This window comes from Streptomyces abikoensis (assembly GCF_014648775.1).
GTDB lineage: Bacteria > Actinomycetota > Actinomycetes > Streptomycetales > Streptomycetaceae > Streptomyces > Streptomyces abikoensis.
In genome coordinates, this window is the sequence record NZ_BMRT01000003.1 from 655,859 (window position 1) to 673,517 (window position 17,659).

Consider the following 17,659-nt stretch of genomic DNA (forward strand, 5'->3'; position numbering starts at 1 on the left):
AGTGATGATCACCACCGGACCGGGGCAAGGATGAGTGGCCGAAGGGGGGGCACACCGCACGAGAGGCCCCCGATGCCCACGACCGCCCCGCAGCTCCACAAGACCTGGTTCGTCACCGGCACCTCCTCGGGCATCGGCCGCCAGCTGGCCGAGCTGCTGCTCGTCCGTGGCTGCCGCGTCGCCGCGACGGCGCGCAGGACCGAGACGCTGGCCGACCTCGCGGCGGAGCACGGCGACCGGCTGCGGGTCCTCTCCCTGGACGTCACCGACACCCCGGCCGTCCGGCGCGTCGTCGACGAGGCGTTCGCGGCGTTCGGCCGCGTCGACGTCGTGGTGAACAACGCGGGCTACGGGCTCTTCGGCGCGGCCGAGGAGCTGACGGACGAACAGATCGACCGGCAGATCGCCACCAACCTCACCGGCTCCATCCAGGTGGCCCGGGCGGCGCTGCCCCACCTGCGGAGGCAGGGCGGGGGCCGGATCGTCCAGATCTCCAGCATCGGCGGCCAGGTCGCCTTCCCGCTGCTGAGCCTCTACCACGCCACCAAATGGGGCATCGAGGGCTTCTTCGAATCGCTGCGCCAGGAGGTCGCCCCCTTCGGCATCCAGACGACGATCGTCGAGCCGGGCGCGATCCGCACCGCCTTCATCGACCGGGGCCTCGACCAGGCGGCCCCCTTGGAGGCGTACGAGGACACCGACCTGGGCGAGTACCGGCGCAGCATGCTGGCCGGGACCGCGATCGACCCCATCGGCGACCCGGCCAGAGTGGCCCGCGCCGTCATCGACAGCGCGGACAGCGATCCCGCCCCCGCCCGCCTCGTCCTCGGCAGCGACGCGTACGAGATGGGGCGCACGGCGCTGTCCCTGCGGCTGGCCGACCTGGAGGCGCAGCGGAGCGTGGCGTACTCGACGGACGCGGAGGACGCGCGGGGCTGAGGGGGCGGCGAGGCCGAGGGGGGGCCATCGTCACACGCGTGTACCGAAAAAACGGGTGTGTCAGTCGCTTATGGCAAGGTGTCATATGAAGCGATCGAACATGTGATGGGGACCGGGGGATCGGGGGATTCTGTGACAGCGTGGGACATTCGTCCGGCGGAAGTGGGCGGTGTGCTCCAGCGGACGGCGACGGCGGCCGAGGGCCTGTCGAAGGCGGGCGAGAGCGTGCAGAAGACCCTGCCGAGCGCGGCGACGGCGGCGGGCACGATCAGCGGCATGGTCTGCGGCCCGGTGCCGAGCGGTCCCGTCGCGGCGGCGCTGGCGGAGTTCGCCAACAAGTGGTCGGGCGACCTGCAGTACATCGCCAAGCGCACGGCCGCCTCGCTCAACGGCGCGTCAGAGGCCACCCGTCACTACGTCGAGGGCGACCTGGAGATGGCCGCGACCACCCAGAGCGACGCCCTGAAGGAGCCCAAGACAGACCTGCCCGGACAGGGCGGCGGCGAGGGTGACGGCAAGGGCGGCGGTGAGAAGAAGTGAGCGACGAGGAGCTCATCGTCCCGTCGGGCATACCCCAGTTCACGGGCAACGTCGACACGCTGGTGTCCGACGCCAAGACCATGACCTCGGACGCCAAGCTCTTCCGCGACTCGGGCGCGTCCGTCCACTCCACGTTCCAGGGCCTCCATGCCTGCTACAAGGCGCCGGAGGCGGAGAAGCTCTTCGCGACGACGGCACCGGTGGCGGCGAAGGCCGGCGCGTTCGCGAGCGACCTGGAGAAGGTCTCGGGCGCGCTGAGCACGTACGCGACCGAGATACGCCCGCTGGCGAAGAAGCTCGGCGACCTCAAGGACGAGGCCATCGCCTTCGTCGCGAGCGTCGAGGGCGACGACCACTGGCGCCGGGACAAGAAGAAGGTCGACCACAACAACAACCTGTGGCGCAGCGTCAACGCCACGGTCGCCGCCTTCACCGACGCCGAACGCTCCTGCCACGACAAGATCGTCGCCCTGGTCGGCGGCGACAAGCTCATCGCCGACGACGGCACCCACAAGCCGAACATGTACGGCTACAAGGCGAGCGACCTCGACCACGCCGAGCAGACGCCCTGGGGCTCGATGGCGGAACGCGAGTACACGGGCATCGCCTGGCTGGGCCACCAGATCAAGAGCTTCGTCTGGGACGGCTTCATCGTCGACGGCGTCTGGGGCACGATCAAGGGCCTCGGCACCCTCGTCGGCACCGACGGCTGGGACAAGGCCGGCCAGGCCTGGACGGGCCTCGCCAAACTCGCCACGGGCCTGGCCATCACCGCCTCACCGCTGGGCGCGGCCTACTGGATGACCCCCGACGACAAACTCCCCAGCTGGCTGCGCGACTCGCGCACGGCGATGAAGGAGACCGGCAAGGCCCTGGTCGCCTACGACCAGTGGGGCAAGAACCCGGCCCGCGCGGCGGGCGGGGTCACCTTCAACGTTCTCACCACGGTTTTCACGGGCGGATCGGGCGCGGCGGCAAAGGGTGGCGCTGTCGCGAAGACGGTCGGGGCGCTGAGCAAGGTCGCCAAGGTCGTCGACCCGATGACGTACGTGGGCAAGGCGGGCAAGTTCGCCTTCGTCAAGGTCGGCGACCTGATGTCGGGCCTGAAGAACCTCCGGGTGGGCTCGACGGTCCATCTCGCCGAAGAAACGTTCAAGCTCCCCGGGGAGGGCGCGACCCTCCCGAAACGCCCGCCGAACCTGCCGGAGACCGCGGTCCCGTTCCTCGCCGACGGCAACAAGGTCGTCTACCTCGACAAGGGCAGCAGCCGCTTCTTCGACGCGGAGGGCAAGGAACTCCAGGCCGCGACGAAGGAACTCTCGGCGGACGAACGCGCCGCGAAGGCAGCCGCCGAGCGGCAGAAGCAGCCGCAGCACTCCACCGTTTCGGAGCACGAAAAGGTCCCGGTCGCGGCGGGCGTCCACGTGGGCGGCGACGCGACGTCGCCGGCGGCTCGCGGCGGGGAGCACATACCGGGCGGCGGCCACGGGCCGGGCAGCGGCCCGGCGGGGCACGTGCCGGGCGGGCCTGGCGGGCACGTACCGGGCGGGTCGGCGGGCCACACCCCGACCGGCGGCATCGGCGGCCACACGCCGGGCGGGTCCGCCCAGCACATACCGGGCGGCGGCGCCGGCAGCCACGTGCCGGGCGGCGCGGCACACGACGTCGGCCGGGGACCGTCGGCGAGCCACGAGGTTCCGGGCACGGGTGGCGGTAACGGTGGGCACGGCTCGGCTCACTCCGGCGGCGGGGGCCATGACATACCGGGCTCCGGCCACGGCGCGTCCCCGCACCCCGGCCACGACGCTCCTTCCTCCGGCGCAGGCGGCGGCCACAACTCCGGGGGCCACGGCGGCCACGGCGACTCCCCGTCGGGCCCGCACGAGCCCGCCGGTCCGCGCCACGGCGACGAGGCCCCGCCTCGGGACGGCGGCGGCCACGGCGGCGACCACGACACCCACCCGGGCAACGCCCACGAGGGTGACGGTGCGCACGCGCCCGGGCCGCACGGCACGGAGAACGCCGGTCACGGCGGCGCCCACCACCCCGACGGCGACGCCGCTGCCCCGCATACCCCGAGTGGCCCGTCCCGCCCGCCCGTCGGCGACCTCATCCCCGGCGGCAAGGGCGTGGAGCTCACCGCGGAGCAGCTCCAGGAAGGACTGCAGAAGGCGCTCGACGGCACCTACGGAGGACTCCGGATCAAGGTCGACGGTGCGTTCCCCATGGGTGACGGCGTCCTGGGCTGGAGCGCGAAGATCGTCGACGAGGCCGGGAACACCGTCGGCCGGATGGAACGGGACTTCATCCGCAAGGACGACGGTTCCCTCGTGGTCAAGCACCTCATGTTCAAGATCGACAATCCGGCCTTCCGAGGAAAGGGTGCCGGTTCGGCGATCAGCAAGGAATTGGAGAACTGGTACCGCCGATCCGGCGTCTCGGAGATTCAGCTCACGGCCGCCAAGGAAAACGGTGCGTACACTTGGGCACGCCGCGGATACGACTGGGTCAACGAGAAATCGGCCAAGAAAATCATCAACCGCGTCGGCATGAAGATGAAGGATCCTGAGTTCCCGCTCTCCAAGGACGAGTTCGAGGCGGCTCAGGACATTGTGGACCGCGCGAGGAAGTACCCGTTCGGAAGTCCCGCTTACCCGACTCCCGCAGAGATCGCGGACATCGGCCGTGAAGCGGCAGGCAAGGGTGGCGACTCCTTCGGCAAGCGCGTTCTCGTGAATCAGAGATGGGAAGGCAGGAAGATTCTGTGACCGAGCGTGGCAAGGTGGAGCCGTCGGAGCCGGTTCACCCCTTGGTGGTCAAGCGGCACCGACTCCTCTCGGAGTGGTCGTACGAGTTCTGCGCCAAATACGGCGTCGACTATCCGGACGAGGCGACGCCGGAACAGGAGGCGGAATACGACGCCGGCGTGAAGGCTATCTACGCTCGGATCCGTGAGGAATTCGCAGCCGAAGAGGAAGCCGCCGAGCGCGGCGACTGACCGGGCTCTCACCTACCCGGAATCCGTCTGTCGAGGGCGATGCGCCCGCCCTCGACAGCCACGGGCCACTTACGTTCGCATTCGCGCCGGCGGGCAGAAGTCTGCCGTCGGTTGAGAGAGACACATGAGTACGTTCCGACTGCGGCCGGTCGATGCCCTGTGGGCGGCCGCCCGTTCCATTGAGGTCGCCCCTCGGTGGTCAACGGAGGCCGAGCGGTCGGTCATGGTCGGGGATGTGGATGAGATCGCCGAGCTGGCCAATCTCTTGGAAGTCGATCCGTCGGGCAGACCCTTCGACTGCATGTGCTTGGGAGACGTCAGCTTCACGGTCCGGGGTGAGATGGGTGCAGTGCTCGGCGTGCTGACGCTTCACCTGGACAGTCGCTTGGACTGGCCTCAGTGGGACGGCCAGATGCCGCTGCTGCGTCCCGACCGGCTGAACCAATGGCTGGTCGAGCACGGTGTGATCGACCCGCACCCCTGACGCCGGCCTGCCCGTCCCATTCCGCCCCTCAGGAGAGACATGAAAGACGTCATAGCCCTCACCCCCAAGATGCCCGACTCGTGGGCCGTCGTGGCCGGGCTCTACGCGGGTGGGCCGGAGGCCGAGGCGGCTGGGGTCAATGACGGGGCCGTGGTGCAGTTGCGGACGGCGGATGGGCGGCCGTTGGTGGCTGTCGAGGCGCCGTTGCTGGTGCATGTGGCCGGGGAGGCCGAGCGGCTGCTCGGGGACGGGGTCGGGGCGCCCCCGGTGCCGTATTGGTGGACCGAGGTGCGGGCCTCGACCGCCGTGCCCGAGGCCGCGCCGCTCGCCGGGTCCGTGGCGGGGCGGCTGCGCATGCTGCTCGGCGGCGCGGTGTGGCCCGCCGAGGCGGCGTCGCTCGATGTCGTCCCCGTGCCGTCCGCCACGGATGCCGGTGAGGTCACCGCCACCACCGCCGAGGCCGGGCTCGCCGTCGACGTGCTCACCGGCTCCACCGCCGTCGTCCTCGTCGACCGGCCCGTCGTTCCCCTCAACGCGTGGATGTCCGAGATCCTGCGGACGGTCGCCGCGGCCGGCCTCGCCCTCCAGATCGTCACACCGCCCCACGTACGCCTCACCCTCCCCCTGCGTACCGCCCTCGCCGGGGCGCCCAACCGGTGGGTCGTCCAAGACAGCGGGAACCTCTACTACGACGGGCTCTCCGGCGCGGAACTGCGCTGGCAGGACGGGACGTTCGCCCCCGTCCGGACGGACGCCGGCGAGGGCCGAGTGGCCGAGGTGTTCGCGGACGCCTCCCCCACCACCGACCGGCAACTGATCGTCTCCTTCCGCGTCCTCCACGAGAACGTCACCGACGACCTCGTCCTCGGCGGCGCCCTCCGCACCGCCTGGACCACCCTCACCGGCAGCGGACCCGTGGGCTGGGGCACCGCCGAGCCCGTCAACCTCCCCTGGTCCACCGGCCAGTTGACCGCCCTCGCCCGCGACCGCTCCCCCGAGCCCACCCACCTCCTCGCCGTCGGCCACCCCGACCGCCCGGCCCTCGCCACCCTCCGCGTCAGCCGCACCGAGGGCGGCGTCGCCGAGGACGTCACGCTCACCCTCGGGTACGGCCCGGACGAGGCGCCGCCGCTCGACGCCGTCGAGCCCCTCGCCCGTGCGCTCGCCACCGAGCACGGCCTGACGTCCATGCTCGCCTCGCTGCGCCGGGGCCGCCGCGACCTCACCGTCCCGCCGCGGTTCGAGGCCCCGCCGATCCCCCTCTCCTTCACCCTGGGCGGCGCCGACGTGCGCGCGGCCGGCCTCGACCACGCCCTCCGCCCACCGCTCGACCTCAGCCCCGTACGCCTCGGGCCCGCCGTCCACTACCCGCTCGGCGACGGCACCGACGCCCAGGCATGGACGGTGCTCCAGCGGTTGTCCGCCCACCTCAAGGCCGTTCCGGCGGCTGGTTAGGGTGGTCCGGTGATCGAATCGCGTCCCCACACCCTGTTCTCCTTCGGCACGCTGCTGGACGAGAAGGTCCAGAAAGAGCTCTTCGGGCGAGCCGTGCCCACCTCCCCCGCCTCGCTGGCCGGGCATACGACCAGGCCGATTCGGATCACCGACGAGTCCGTGATCGCCACCAGCGGTCTCGACGTCCACCTGACCCTGGAACGCAGGATCGGCGCCGCGGTCGAGGGCGCCGTCCTCCACCTCACCGACGCGGACCTCGCCGCCGCCGACGACTACGAAGTCGACGACTACACCCGCCGGCGCGTGCGGCTCTCCTCCGGCGAGACCGCCTGGGCCTACCTGGACGCGAATCCGCTCCGCCCGGCGGAGCGCATCGTGATCGTGGGCGACAGCATCGCCTACGGCCGCTGCGATCCGCAGGGCGGCTGGGCGGCCCGGCTGGCCGCCGCCCACATCGCGCGAAACGAGTCCGCGCACCGGGTCTTCAACCTGGCCATCCCCGGCAGCACCCTCGCCGACGTCAGCGAGCAGACTCCCACGCTGCTGGCCCCACGCCTCCCCGACACCCTCCTCGTCGCCGCCGGCATCAACGACTCGGCCGCCCACGACGGGCTGACGCTTCTCACCGACAACCTCGGCTCCCTCGCCTCCACCGCCCTGCGCCACAACGCGCGACTCGTCGTCGCGGGGCCGATCTGGCTCGACGAGGAGCACACCCCCGACTACGAGGGCCTGTCCTTCACCCGGGCCCGAGCCCTGGAACTCCGCGCGTCCCTGCGGGCGTGGTGCGCCGCGCACCACGTCGACTTCGTCGACATGTGGGAGCCCCTGCGCGAGCGGCCCGATCTGCTCGTCGACGGCCTCCACCCGTCCGCGGAAGGGCACGAGGTCCTCTACCGGCACCTCAGTACCCTCGGCGGCTAGAACCCTCGAGGGCCCTTCCTCGTCTTCGAGATCGGCGCTTGGTCCCACCTGGCATACTCATGCACCCTGAAGCTACTTTCGACAACCGGCTGGCATAGGTGGGGATATGAGCGCGAGCGAAGCCGTCCACAGCGAGACCTACGAGAAGCTGGTCGCCCTGCTCGACGAGCGCGGCGCCGCCTACCGGGTGATCGAGCACGCGGCCGAGGGCGGCACCGAGGCCGTGAGCCGGCTGCGGGGGCATTCGCCGGCGCAGGCCGCCAAGTGCATCGTCGTCATGGTGAAGCTGGGCAAGAAGGAGAAGCGGTACGTGCTCGCCGTCGTGTCCGGCGACAAGCGCGTCGACCTCGGGGCGATCAAGGGGCTGCTCGGCGGGAGTTACGCCGGTTTCGCCTCGCAGGACGTCGCCGAGCGACTCTCCCAGTGCGTCAGCGGGACGATCCTGCCGTTCTCGTTCGACCCGGAGCTGGAGCTGATCGTCGACCCGGCGCTGCTCGAGCACCCCGAGTTCTTCTTCAACGCCGCCCGTCTCGACCGCTCGCTCGCCCTCTCCACCAGCGATTATCTCAAGGTCGCCGAGCCTCGGGTCGAGAGCATCGCTGTCGGCTGACACGGAAGCGCGAAAACGTGAAAACGTGGAAGCGCCCGGGCCGATCCCGTCAGGAATCGACCCGGGCGCTTCCATGAAGGCGACGGGCTTACGCCGCCCCCACCACGTCCTTCTCCTCCGCGAAGTGGCACGCCGACTCGTGCGCCGCCGGCGTGGACTTGCCCACGAAGACCTGCGGCACCGCCAGCAGCGGCACCTCCTCCGCGCACTTGTCCTGCGCCTTCCAGCAGCGGGTGCGGAAGCGGCAGCCCGACGGCGGGTTGGCCGGCGACGGCACGTCGCCCGTCAGGATGATCCGCTCGCGGCGCTCGCGCGCGTCCGGGTCCGGGACCGGGACGGCGGAGAGGAGCGCCTGGGTGTAGGGGTGGGTCGGGTGGTCGTAGATCTCGGCGTCCGTGCCGATCTCCGCCATCTTGCCCAGGTACATCACGCCCACGCGGTCCGAGATGTGCCGCACGATGGACAGGTCGTGGGCGATGAAGACGTAGGAGAGGTTGAACTCGTCCTGGAGCTTCTCCATCAGGTTGATGACCTGCGCCTGCACCGAGACGTCCAGCGCCGAGACGGGCTCGTCGCAGATGATGATCTCGGGGTTGAGGGCCAGACCGCGCGCGATGCCGATGCGCTGCCGCTGGCCGCCCGAGAACTGGTGCGGATAGCGGTTGATGTACTCCGGGTTGAGGCCCACGACGTCCAGGAGCTCCTGGACCCGCTTGCGGCGGTCGCCCTTGGGGGCCACCTCCGGGTGGATCTCGAAGGGCTCCCCGATGATGTCGCCCACCGTCATCCGGGGGTTGAGCGAGGTGTACGGGTCCTGGAAGACCATCTGGATGTTGCGGCGGACGGCCTTCAGCGCACGCCCGGACAGCTTGGTGATGTCCTGGCCCTTGTAGAAGACCTCGCCGGAGGTGGCCGTCTCCAGGGTCATCAGCAGCTTGGCGACGGTGGACTTGCCACAGCCGGACTCGCCGACGATGCCGAGCGTCTCGCCCTGGTAGAGGTCGAAGGAGACGCCGTCGACGGCCTTGACCGCGCCGACCTGCTTCTTGAAGAGGATGCCCTGGGTCAGCGGGAAGTGCTTGACCAGGTTGCGCACCTGCAGGATCGGCTCGCCGCGCTCCACGGGGGCGTCCAGGACGGCCTCGACCTCCTGGGTCGTCGACGCGTCGCTGACGTGTACCTCGGAGACGTTCGGTGTCGCGGCGACGTCCTTCTTACCCGTCTCAGCCATGGATCGTCTCCTTCCAGAAGTGGCACGCGCTGCCGCGGCCGGCGAGCTCCGTGCCGTCCCGCTCGGTCACCTGGTGGAGGACGGGGACGTCCACGCCGCAGGTTTCCTGCGCCATGGGGCAGCGCGGGTTGAACGCGCAACCGGCCGGGATGCGCAGCAGGTTGGGCGGCAGGCCCTTGATCGCGTAGAGCTCCTGGCCCTTCTGGTCCAGGCGCGGGATGGAGTCGAGCAGACCCTTGGTGTACGGGTGGGCCGGGCGCTTGTAGAGCTCGTGGACCGGCGCGGTCTCGACGATGCGGCCCGCGTACATCACCGCGATCTTGTCGGCGACGTCGGCGACGACGCCCAGGTCGTGGGTGATCAGGATCAGGCCCATGTTGTATTCCTGCTGGAGCTCCGCCAGCAGGTCCATCACCTGGGCCTGGACGGTGACGTCCAGGGCGGTCGTGGGCTCGTCCGCAATGATCAGGTCCGGCTCCAGGGCCAGCGCCATCGCGATCATGATGCGCTGACGCATACCGCCCGAGAACTGGTGGGGGTAGTCGTCGACGCGCTGCTTGGCGGCCGGGATGCGGACGCGGTCCATCAGCTCGATGGCCTTGGCCTTGGCCTCCTTCTTGGAGAGGCCCTGGTGCACCCGGTACATCTCGCCGAGCTGGTAGCCGACGCTGAGGACGGGGTTCAGCGAGGAGAGGGCGTCCTGGAAGATCATGGCGATCTTCCGGCCCCGGATCTTCCGCCGCTCGTCGGCGGACATGGTGAGCATGTCCTGGCCGCGGAAGAGGATCTGGCCCTGCGGGATCTTCCCCGGGGGCATGTCGAGGATGCCCATGATGGCCTGCGCGGTCACGGACTTACCGGACCCGGACTCGCCGAGCACGGCCAGGGTCTCACCGGCGTCGACGGTGTAGTTGACGCCGTTGACGGCCTTGGCGACGCCCTCGCGGGTGTGGAACTCCACGTGGAGGTCGCGCACCTCGAGCAGCGGGGCCTTCTTGTCGCCGTCGGTCCCCGGCTCGGGGGCGTTCGCGGTCTTCTCTGTCACGGTCACGTACGCCTCCCTCAGCGCAGCTTGGGGTCGAGGGCGTCGCGCACCGCGTCGCCGAGCATGATGAACGCGAGCACGGTGATGCAGAGCATGCCGGCGGGGAAGAACATCACATGCGGGTTGTCCCGGATGGAGTCCTTGGCGTCCGAGATGTCGATGCCCCAGGAGATCGTCGGCTCGGAGAGGCCGAGACCGAGGTAGGACAGCGTGGCCTCGGCCGCGATGTAGCCGCCGAGGGCGATGGTGGCGACGACGATGACGGGCGCGATGGCGTTCGGCAGGATGTGCCGGAACATGATGCGCCCGGTGCCCGCGCCCAGCGCGCGGGCGGCCGTCACGTAGTCGGACTGCTTGGTGGTGATCACCGAGCCGCGCATCACGCGGGCTATCTGGGTCCAGCCCAGGAAGGCCATGGCGGAGGCCACGACCCACACCTTCCGGTCGGAGAAGCTCACCAGGATGACCATCGAGCCGAGGAAGAAGGGGATGCCGAAGAAGATGTCGGTGACGCGGGAGAGCACCGAGTCGACCCAGCCGCCGTAGTAGCCGGCGATCATGCCGACCAGGCCGCCGAGGAGCGTCACGGCGATGGTGACGAGCACGCCGACGCTGATCGAGGCGCGGGCGCCGTAGATGACACGCGCGTAGATGCTGCGGCCCTGCTTGTCGTAGCCGAACCAGTCGGCCGAGAAGACGTCGCCGTACTCCGGCTTGGTGAGGAAGTGGTGGGTGAGGTCACCATTGCGCGGGTTGGTGCTGGTGAACAGCGACGGCCAGGCGGCCATCACCAGCAGCAGCACGATCAGCAGCGCGGAGATCACGAAGAACGGGTTGCGGCGCAGGTCGCCCCAGGCGTCGCTCCACAGGCTGCGGGGCTTGCCGGACGACGCGGGGGCGGCCACCACCGCGGCCTCGCCCGCGGCCGCCGCGGTCTCCGCCGCGCTCTCCGCCGCCGTGCCGGGGGTCTTGGTCACGTCAGGCATACCGGATCCTCGGGTCCAGGACCGCGTAGAGCAGGTCGACGATCAGGCTGGTGAACAGGAAGACGAGGACCAGGACGGTGACGATGCCGACGGTGGTCGTGCCCTCGCCCTGGTTGACGGCCCGGTAGAGCTGCTGGCCGACGCCCTGGACGTTGAAGATGCCCTCGGTGACGATCGCGCCGCCCATCAGGGCGCCGATGTCGGTGCCGAGGAAGGTGACGACGGGGATCAGCGAGTTGCGCAGCAGGTGGACACCGACGATCCGGCGCCGGGGCAGGCCCTTGGCGAGCGCGGTGCGCATGTAGTCGGAGCGCAGGTTCTCGCTGATGGTGGTGCGGGTCAGCCGCGCCACGTACGCCAGCGACAGCGAGCCGAGCACGGCGCCCGGCAGGATCAGCTCCGTGATGTCCTCGGAGTTCCTGACGTTGGGAGTCACCCAGCCGAGCTGGACGCCGAAGACGGTCTGGAAGATGTAGCCGAGGACGAAGACCGGCACCGAGATCACCAGCAGGGTGAAGACCAGGACGGCGGTGTCCAGCGCCTTGCCCGCCTTGAGGCCCGCGAAGACGCCGAGGGTGATGCCGAGGACGACCTCGATGACGAACGCGACGACCGCCAGCCGGATGGTGACGGGGAAGGCCTCACCCATCACGTCGGAGACCTGCCGGCCGCCGAAGGTCTCACCGAAATTGCCCTGGAACAGATCGGTCATGTAGTTCCAGTACTGGTGCCACAGCGGCAGGTCGAAGCCGTACTTGTGGCGCAGCGCCTCGACCTGGGCCGGGTCGGGCACCTTGTCGCCCCACAGCGCCTTGATCGGGTCGCCGGGGAGCCAGTGCACCATCAGGAAAATCAGTAGCGTGGTCCCGATGAACACCGGGATCATCTGGAGCAGTCGCCGCGCGACATAACGCCCCATCATGCCTCCAAGTCAGTCGCAGCCCGCGACGCCGGACAGCCTGACTTCCCTTGCGCGTGGGGGGAATTGCCGTGCCGGGGATGTGCGGGAGCGCCGGTGCCGCCGACGGGTCGGCGGCACCGGCCTTGCGGGTGTACGAGTACCTGGGCGTCGCCGCCCTTGGTGTTACTTCTGCTTGACCTGGATGGCCCAGAAGAGGGGCTCGCCGTCCTGGCCGTACTTGATCTTGTCGTACACCTTGGTGGACTGGCCGGAGTTCACGGCGTAGTACCACAGCGGGATGACGGGAAGCTTCTTGGTCAGGGCCTTCTCGGCCTCCTGGTAGAGCTTCACCGACTCGTCCAGGGAGTTGACGTTGTCCGCCTTGGCGGCGAGCTCGTCGAACTCCTTGTTCTCGTAACCACCCTGGTTGCCGTCGGCCTTGGAGCCGTAGAGGTCACGCAGGAAGTTGGCGTTGACGGGGTAGTCGAGGTTCCAGCCCGACCGGTACAGCGACTTGACCTGCTTCTTCTCGCGGGTGTCGAGGTCGGCCTTGAAGTTCGGCTTGGAGTCGCCGACGCAGTCCACACCGGTGTTGGTGCGGATGCTGTTGCAGACCGCGTCGACCCACGGCTTGTGGTTCAGGTCGGCGTTGTACTGGATGAAGATCTTGTTGCCCGGGACGCCGCCGCCCTCCTTGATGAGCTGCTTGGCCTTCTCCGGGTTGAAGGTGCAGGCCTCGCCGCAGGAGTTGGCCTGGTAGCCCAGCACGCCCTTGGCGACGAAGCTGTTGGCCGGGATGCGGGTGCCGTGGAGGGTGTTCTTGGTGATGGTCTCGCGGTCGACCGCCATCGACAGGCCCTGGACGACCTTGTTGTCGATGCTCTTCCACTGGTCCGAGTAGTACGCGACGGCGACGTCCTGGATCGCCGAGTACTCCACCGTGGCCGCGCGGTCGCCGAGGTCCTGCTTGTAGCTGGTCAGCGACGTGTCCGGGATCTGCTCGACCCAGTCGAGGTTGTCCGAGCGGAGGTCGTTGTAGGCGGCGTCGGCGGTGGTGTAGTTCTTGAAGGTGATGCCGCCGTTCTTGGCCTTGTTCGGGCCCGTGTAGCCGTCCCACTTCTTCACAACGATCTTGTCGTTGTGCGCCCAGGAGTCGAACTGGTAGGGACCGTTGCCGACCGGCTTCTCACCGAAGCCCTTGGGGTCCTTGAAGAAGGCCTTGGGCAGCGGCGCCCAGACGATGTACCCCAGCTTGTAGTTGAAGTACGGGACCTTGGTCTTGAGCGAGATCGTGAACTCGTTGTCGTTGACGACCTTCAGGCCCGACATCGTGTCCGACTTGGGCTCCGCGCCCTTCTCCGCCGGGTGGACGTCGTCGAAGCCCTCGATGTCGCTGAACCAGTTCGAGTTGATCTGGTTGTTCTTGGTGTTGGCCGACCAGTTCCAGGAGTCCACGTAGGACTGCGCGGTCACGGTCTCGCCGTTGTGGAACTTCCAGCCCGGCTTGAGCTTGACCGTCCAGTGCTGGGCGTCCGTGGACGTCACCGACTCGGCATTGACGTTCACGATCTTGGCCGTGCCGGACTCGTACGTCACCAGGGTCGAGAACAGGGTGTTCAGCACCCGGTGCCCCTGGCTCTCCTTGGCGTTCGCCGGCTGGAGCGGGTTCTGCGGCTCATTGGTCTGGACGGTGATCGTCCCGTTGGGGTCGACCTTTCCGTCCGTCAGACCGCCACCGCTGTCGCTCTTGTCACCGCCACAGGCCGTCGCGGCCAGCGCCACGACTATCGCGCACGTGACCCACTTGGCGCTCCTGGCACCGCGCATGGGTTTGCCTCCTCAAGAGTCCACTTTTCGCTACAAGTGAGGCGCCGGTCCCTCGCTGACACCCCTGACAGCGAAGTCGGAACCGGCACCTCGAGTGTGCTCGTGAGTCGGCGCTCCCCACAGCGCGTGACCCATTGACCCGAGCTCAGTGAACCCAACTATTGAGTACGACCGCCCTTTAAACCACACTTACAGGGTCTCGCTTTGGTCACATCGATCTTCGCCGACATCGGTAAATCCGGACAAAGCAACTACAGACAGACACGTCTGAAACGGACTGTTAACACAACATCCGGACCTGAGGGACCGACTTCCGGACAATCCCTCAGTGACGGCCGCCCGTCATCGGTACGTGCCGTAGTCGCGCCCCGCGCGCATCCGGAACCATTCCGGCCCGACGTACGCGTCCACGGTCCACTCCAGTTGCCCCGCCCCGAGCGCCTGCCGGGCCAGCAGCGGAAGCCGGCCGGCGATCCCCGGCCGGACGCCCAGCAGGCGCGGCCCGTCCGGGGTGCGGCGGAAGACGGAGTGCGCCGGGCCGGTACGTAATCGGAGGGCGTCGAGCGCGGCGAGGGCGGCGGACACGAGCCGGTCCGCCTCGGCCCCCCGCCGGGGGAGCAGCTCCACCTCGCCCGCCGGGTCCCAGACGTCGGCGCCCGGGGGGCCCGGCGCCCGCCAGACGTCGCAGATGTGATGCAGGCCGTCCAGGCTCACCGTATTGACGTGAAACGTATCCCCCGCGGAGGTTTCCTCGCGGCCCACTTCACCGCCCGGCAGGGGACCCACCGCGCGGGCCGCGATCGGCCCCGTGCCGTTGCCGGGCAGGCCGAGGCCCTCGGCGAGGAGATCCGCGAGCCCCGCCCCGCCCGGGGCGCCGGCCAGCACGGCGACCGGACGGTGCGCGGCGACGTCCGCGAGGAGATCACCGCCCCCGGGGAGCTCCTCGCGGACGTGCAGCACCGCGTAGCCGCGCTCCCGGAGGAGCGGGCCGAGGTGGCCCGCGGTGCCCTGCGCGTCGACGACGGCGACGACGGGGTTCCGTAACATCTCGGCCTCCTCCCCCGGGTCCTAGGCCCCGGCGATCCGGACGATCATCTTTCCGGTGTTCTCCCCGCGCAGCATGCCGAGGAACGCGTCGACGACGTGGTCGAAGCCGTCGGCCACCGTCTCGTCCGGCACCAGCCGCCCGGAGCGGATGTGCGGTATCAGCGCCTCCTCCATTTCCTCCTGGACGTGGGGGTACTCGCGGACCAGGAAGCCCTCCAGGCGGAGGCTCTTGCCGACCACCTCGTAGAGGTTGCGGGGGGCGGCCGGGGGGTTCTCCGGGTCGTTGTACGTGGAGACGGCGCCGCACCACACGATGCGCCCGTGGGGACGCACGACGTCGATGGCCGCCTCCAGGTGATCACCGCCGACGTTCTCCAGGCAGGCGTCCACACCGTCGGGTGCCGCCTCGCGCAGGAGCGCGGTGACGGGCCCGTCGTGGTAGTCGAAGGCGGCGTCGAAGCCGAGGTCCTCGACGAGGTGGCGCACCTTGGCCGCAGACCCGGCGCTGCCGATGACGCGCCCGGCGCCGAGGATGCGGGCGAGCTGCCCGGCGGCGGTGCCGACGCCGCCCGCGGCGGCGGAGATGAACAGGGACTCGCCCTCCTGGAGCCGGGCGATCCGGGTGAGCGCCACATAGGCGCTGAGCCCGGTGCCGCCCAGGACGCTGAGGTAGGCGCTGAGGGGGACGCCCTCGGCCTGCCGGATCACCCGGGCCTCGTCGGCCGTGACCAGCGCGTGGGTGCGCCAGCCCTGCCGGTGGAAGACGAGGTCCCCGACGGCGAGGCGGGGGTCCTCGGAGGCGAGGACGCGTCCGACGGAGCGGCCCTCCAGGGGGGCGTTCAGCTCCCAGACCCCGTTCATGCACTCGCGCATATAGGGGTCGACGGACAGGTAGAGGTTCTCGACCAGGGCCTGGCCCGCCCCGGGGTCGGGCAGGGTGCCGGTGACGAAGGCGAAGTCGTCGGCCGTCGGCATCCCCTTGGGCTGGGCGACCTGGTGTACGGCGCGGAACGTGGTGGGCATGCTGGGGTCCTCACTTCTTCCGGGGTTCGGCGGCCGGGGTGATGCCGGCGAGGATCGGCTCCCCGCCCACGGGGTTGACGACGACGCCGCTGACCCGCGGCGAGTGGAGCGTCGAGCCCCGGACGTACCAGACGGGCATGGCGGGCATGTCCTCGGCCACCAGGTCCTCGGCCTTCTGGTAGGCGGCGATGGCCTCGTCCTGGCTCGCGGCCCGGTTCCCCTGGGCGACGAGTTCGTCGAAGCGGGGGTCGGTCCAGCCGGTGACGGCCGTCGAACCGTTCTTGCCGTAGAGCGGGTTGAGGAAGTTCTCCATGCTCGGGTAGTCGGAGTTCCAGCCGCTGCGGAACATCCCGGTCATGGTGTTGGTGTGGATCTTGTCCACGTACTGCGAGTAGGGCAGGTCGGCCTTGACCTCGTAGTCGATGCCCAGGTTCTTCTTCAGCTGCTCACCGAGCGCGGCCATCCACACCTGGTGGTCGGCGCCGGAGTTGGTCCACAGCTCCAGCTTGCCGCCCTGCCAGCCGCCCGCTTCCGCCAGCAGCTTCCGGGCCCGCTCCGGGTCGTACGCGCAGTAGCCGCAGGAGTTCCGGGCGCCGGGGAAGACCGGGGAGACGAAGCCCGCGGCCGGCACGTGGGCGCCGGCGTAGAGGTCGTCGACGAGCGCCTTGCGGTCGACGGCCATGGACAGCGCCTGGCGCACCCGCTTGTCCTTGAAGCGCGCGTCGTAGGTGGGGAAGGCGATCCGCTGGAGGGAGGCCATGGGCACCTCGATGAGGGTGTCCTTGTGCTTCTGGCGGGCGTCGCGGAGCTTGTCGCCGGGCAGCAGCTTGCGGACCACGTCGAGCTCGCCGCGCTCCAGGGCGTCGTAGCCGTCCGACACGTTGTTCATCAGCTTGAACGTGATGCGCCGGGACTTGCCCTTGGGGGCGCCCTTGTAGCCGTCGAAGCGGACGGTCCGGATGACCTTGCCGTGCTCCCAGGACTCCATCCGGTAGGGGCCGTTGCCGATCGGCTTCTCGTCGCATGCCTTGACGTCGGCGAGGCACGCCTTGGCGAGCGGGTGGAAGCCGATGTAGCCGAGCATCGTCCGGAAGCCGCTGTAGGGCTCGGAGAGGGTGACGGTGAACGTCCGGCGGTCGGTCTTCTTGAGGCCGGAGAGGGTCTTCGCCTTGCCCTGCTGGACGTCGCCGTAGCCCTGGACGCTGCGGAAGAAGTCGTTGTTGGCCTGCTGGTTGGGGCCGTAGGCGGTGTAGTTCCAGGCCCTGATGTAGGCGTCGGCGTCGACCGGCTCGCCGTTGTGGAAGGTCAGGCCCTTCTTCAGCCTGACGGTCCAGACCTTCTGGTCGGCGGACGGCGTGATGGACTCCGCCTGGACGTTCACCGGCTGGAGGGTCTTGGGGTCGTAGCGCACCAGCCCGCTGTAGAGCACCGAGTCGACGATGAGGCTCTCGCTCTGGTCGACGTTGCCGGGCATCAGATGGCCCGGTTCCTCGGCGAAGACGCGCAGCTCCCCGCCACCGCCCGGGCCGGTGGCGCCGGCGGGCGCGGTGGTGCTCACGAGGGCGCATGCGGTGGCCGCGCAGACGGCCAGTCTGGCGAGGGTGGATCTGGTCAGCATCAGTGTTCCCTGGCGATAGCGGTGGTCACGG

Annotated in this window: 16 protein-coding genes; 8 read left to right on the forward strand and 8 right to left on the reverse strand. The window is 69.6% G+C overall.

Annotation, left to right across the window (positions count from 1 at the left end; all coding sequences use genetic code 11):
* Window positions 1-72 precede the first annotated feature (72 nt).
* The 8 genes from IE096_RS13225 (at window position 73) to IE096_RS13260 (ending at window position 7,950) form a co-directional block, all read left to right on the forward strand.
* The gene (locus tag IE096_RS13225) at window positions 73-939 is read left to right on the forward strand and encodes an SDR family oxidoreductase (RefSeq protein ID WP_189451610.1); all 867 of its coding nucleotides are present in this window, start codon (window positions 73-75) and stop codon (window positions 937-939) included.
* 105 nt (window positions 940-1,044) lie between these two features.
* A complete protein-coding gene (locus IE096_RS13230) occupies window positions 1,045-1,479 on the forward strand; it encodes a DUF6507 family protein (protein ID WP_268248309.1) in 435 nt (144 codons plus the stop codon).
* Complete coding sequence (locus tag IE096_RS13235) at window positions 1,476-4,247, forward strand: GNAT family N-acetyltransferase (protein ID WP_189451612.1); 2,772 nt, start codon at window positions 1,476-1,478, stop codon at window positions 4,245-4,247. Before IE096_RS13230 ends, IE096_RS13235 begins: the two co-directional genes overlap by 4 nt.
* Window positions 4,244-4,477 carry a hypothetical protein gene (locus tag IE096_RS13240; protein ID WP_189451613.1) on the forward strand — a complete coding sequence of 78 codons (234 nt, stop codon included), beginning with the start codon at window positions 4,244-4,246 and terminating at the stop codon, window positions 4,475-4,477. Before IE096_RS13235 ends, IE096_RS13240 begins: the two co-directional genes overlap by 4 nt.
* A gap of 124 nt (window positions 4,478-4,601) precedes the next feature.
* Complete coding sequence (locus IE096_RS13245; RefSeq protein ID WP_189451614.1) at window positions 4,602-4,961, forward strand: hypothetical protein; 360 nt, start codon at window positions 4,602-4,604, stop codon at window positions 4,959-4,961.
* Between the two features lie 39 nt (window positions 4,962-5,000).
* Window positions 5,001-6,416, forward strand: coding sequence for a DUF6177 family protein (locus IE096_RS13250; RefSeq protein ID WP_189451615.1), 1,416 nt, complete (start codon window positions 5,001-5,003; stop codon window positions 6,414-6,416).
* A gap of 9 nt (window positions 6,417-6,425) precedes the next feature.
* The gene (locus IE096_RS13255; protein ID WP_189451616.1) at window positions 6,426-7,340 is read left to right on the forward strand and encodes a GDSL-type esterase/lipase family protein; all 915 of its coding nucleotides are present in this window, start codon (window positions 6,426-6,428) and stop codon (window positions 7,338-7,340) included.
* Between the two features lie 106 nt (window positions 7,341-7,446).
* Complete coding sequence (locus IE096_RS13260) at window positions 7,447-7,950, forward strand: YbaK/EbsC family protein (protein ID WP_189451617.1); 504 nt, start codon at window positions 7,447-7,449, stop codon at window positions 7,948-7,950.
* Between the two features lie 88 nt (window positions 7,951-8,038).
* Here the strand turns inward: IE096_RS13260 and IE096_RS13265 are convergent, their stop codons facing one another.
* The 8 genes from IE096_RS13265 to IE096_RS13300 form a co-directional block, all read right to left on the reverse strand.
* Window positions 8,039-9,181, reverse strand: a complete 1,143-nt coding sequence (locus IE096_RS13265) for an ABC transporter ATP-binding protein (protein ID WP_189451618.1) — start codon at window positions 9,179-9,181, stop codon at window positions 8,039-8,041.
* Entirely contained in the window at window positions 9,174-10,232 is a 1,059-nt protein-coding gene (locus IE096_RS13270; RefSeq protein ID WP_189451619.1) for an ABC transporter ATP-binding protein, read from the reverse strand. The genes IE096_RS13265 and IE096_RS13270 overlap by 8 nt, the downstream gene beginning before the upstream one ends.
* An 11-nt stretch (window positions 10,233-10,243) precedes the next feature.
* Entirely contained in the window at window positions 10,244-11,212 is a 969-nt protein-coding gene (locus IE096_RS13275; RefSeq protein ID WP_189451620.1) for an ABC transporter permease, read from the reverse strand.
* A complete protein-coding gene (locus tag IE096_RS13280) occupies window positions 11,205-12,131 on the reverse strand; it encodes an ABC transporter permease (RefSeq protein WP_189451621.1) in 927 nt (308 codons plus the stop codon). Before IE096_RS13280 ends, IE096_RS13275 begins: the two co-directional genes overlap by 8 nt.
* 165 nt (window positions 12,132-12,296) lie before the next feature.
* Window positions 12,297-13,940 carry a peptide ABC transporter substrate-binding protein gene (locus tag IE096_RS13285; protein WP_189451622.1) on the reverse strand — a complete coding sequence of 548 codons (1,644 nt, stop codon included), beginning with the start codon at window positions 13,938-13,940 and terminating at the stop codon, window positions 12,297-12,299.
* A 342-nt stretch (window positions 13,941-14,282) separates the two neighbouring features.
* Entirely contained in the window at window positions 14,283-14,987 is a 705-nt protein-coding gene (locus IE096_RS13290; protein ID WP_189451623.1) for a hypothetical protein, read from the reverse strand.
* Between the two features lie 21 nt (window positions 14,988-15,008).
* Window positions 15,009-16,010, reverse strand: a complete 1,002-nt coding sequence (locus tag IE096_RS13295; protein ID WP_189451624.1) for an NADP-dependent oxidoreductase — start codon at window positions 16,008-16,010, stop codon at window positions 15,009-15,011.
* Window positions 16,011-16,020: 10 nt separating this feature from the next.
* Entirely contained in the window at window positions 16,021-17,628 is a 1,608-nt protein-coding gene (locus tag IE096_RS13300; RefSeq protein ID WP_189451625.1) for a peptide ABC transporter substrate-binding protein, read from the reverse strand.
* Window positions 17,629-17,659: the final 31 nt, after the last annotated feature.

Excerpts from the sequence above, each read along its gene's own strand:
- IE096_RS13225 (WP_189451610.1), top strand. The coding sequence starts at position 73 with ATGCCCACGACCGCCCCGCAGCTCCACAAGACCTGGTTCGTCACCGGC.
- IE096_RS13230 (WP_268248309.1), top strand. The coding sequence starts at position 1,045 with ATGGGGACCGGGGGATCGGGGGATTCTGTGACAGCGTGGGACATTCGT.
- IE096_RS13245 (WP_189451614.1), top strand. The coding sequence starts at position 4,602 with ATGAGTACGTTCCGACTGCGGCCGGTCGATGCCCTGTGGGCGGCCGCC.
- IE096_RS13250 (WP_189451615.1), top strand. The coding sequence starts at position 5,001 with ATGAAAGACGTCATAGCCCTCACCCCCAAGATGCCCGACTCGTGGGCC.
- IE096_RS13260 (WP_189451617.1), top strand. The coding sequence starts at position 7,447 with ATGAGCGCGAGCGAAGCCGTCCACAGCGAGACCTACGAGAAGCTGGTC.
- IE096_RS13265 (WP_189451618.1), bottom strand. The coding sequence starts at position 9,181 with ATGGCTGAGACGGGTAAGAAGGACGTCGCCGCGACACCGAACGTCTCC.
- IE096_RS13275 (WP_189451620.1), bottom strand. The coding sequence starts at position 11,212 with ATGCCTGACGTGACCAAGACCCCCGGCACGGCGGCGGAGAGCGCGGCG.
- IE096_RS13280 (WP_189451621.1), bottom strand. The coding sequence starts at position 12,131 with ATGGGGCGTTATGTCGCGCGGCGACTGCTCCAGATGATCCCGGTGTTC.
- IE096_RS13285 (WP_189451622.1), bottom strand. The coding sequence starts at position 13,940 with ATGCGCGGTGCCAGGAGCGCCAAGTGGGTCACGTGCGCGATAGTCGTG.
- IE096_RS13290 (WP_189451623.1), bottom strand. The coding sequence starts at position 14,987 with ATGTTACGGAACCCCGTCGTCGCCGTCGTCGACGCGCAGGGCACCGCG.
- IE096_RS13295 (WP_189451624.1), bottom strand. The coding sequence starts at position 16,010 with ATGCCCACCACGTTCCGCGCCGTACACCAGGTCGCCCAGCCCAAGGGG.
- IE096_RS13300 (WP_189451625.1), bottom strand. The coding sequence starts at position 17,628 with ATGCTGACCAGATCCACCCTCGCCAGACTGGCCGTCTGCGCGGCCACC.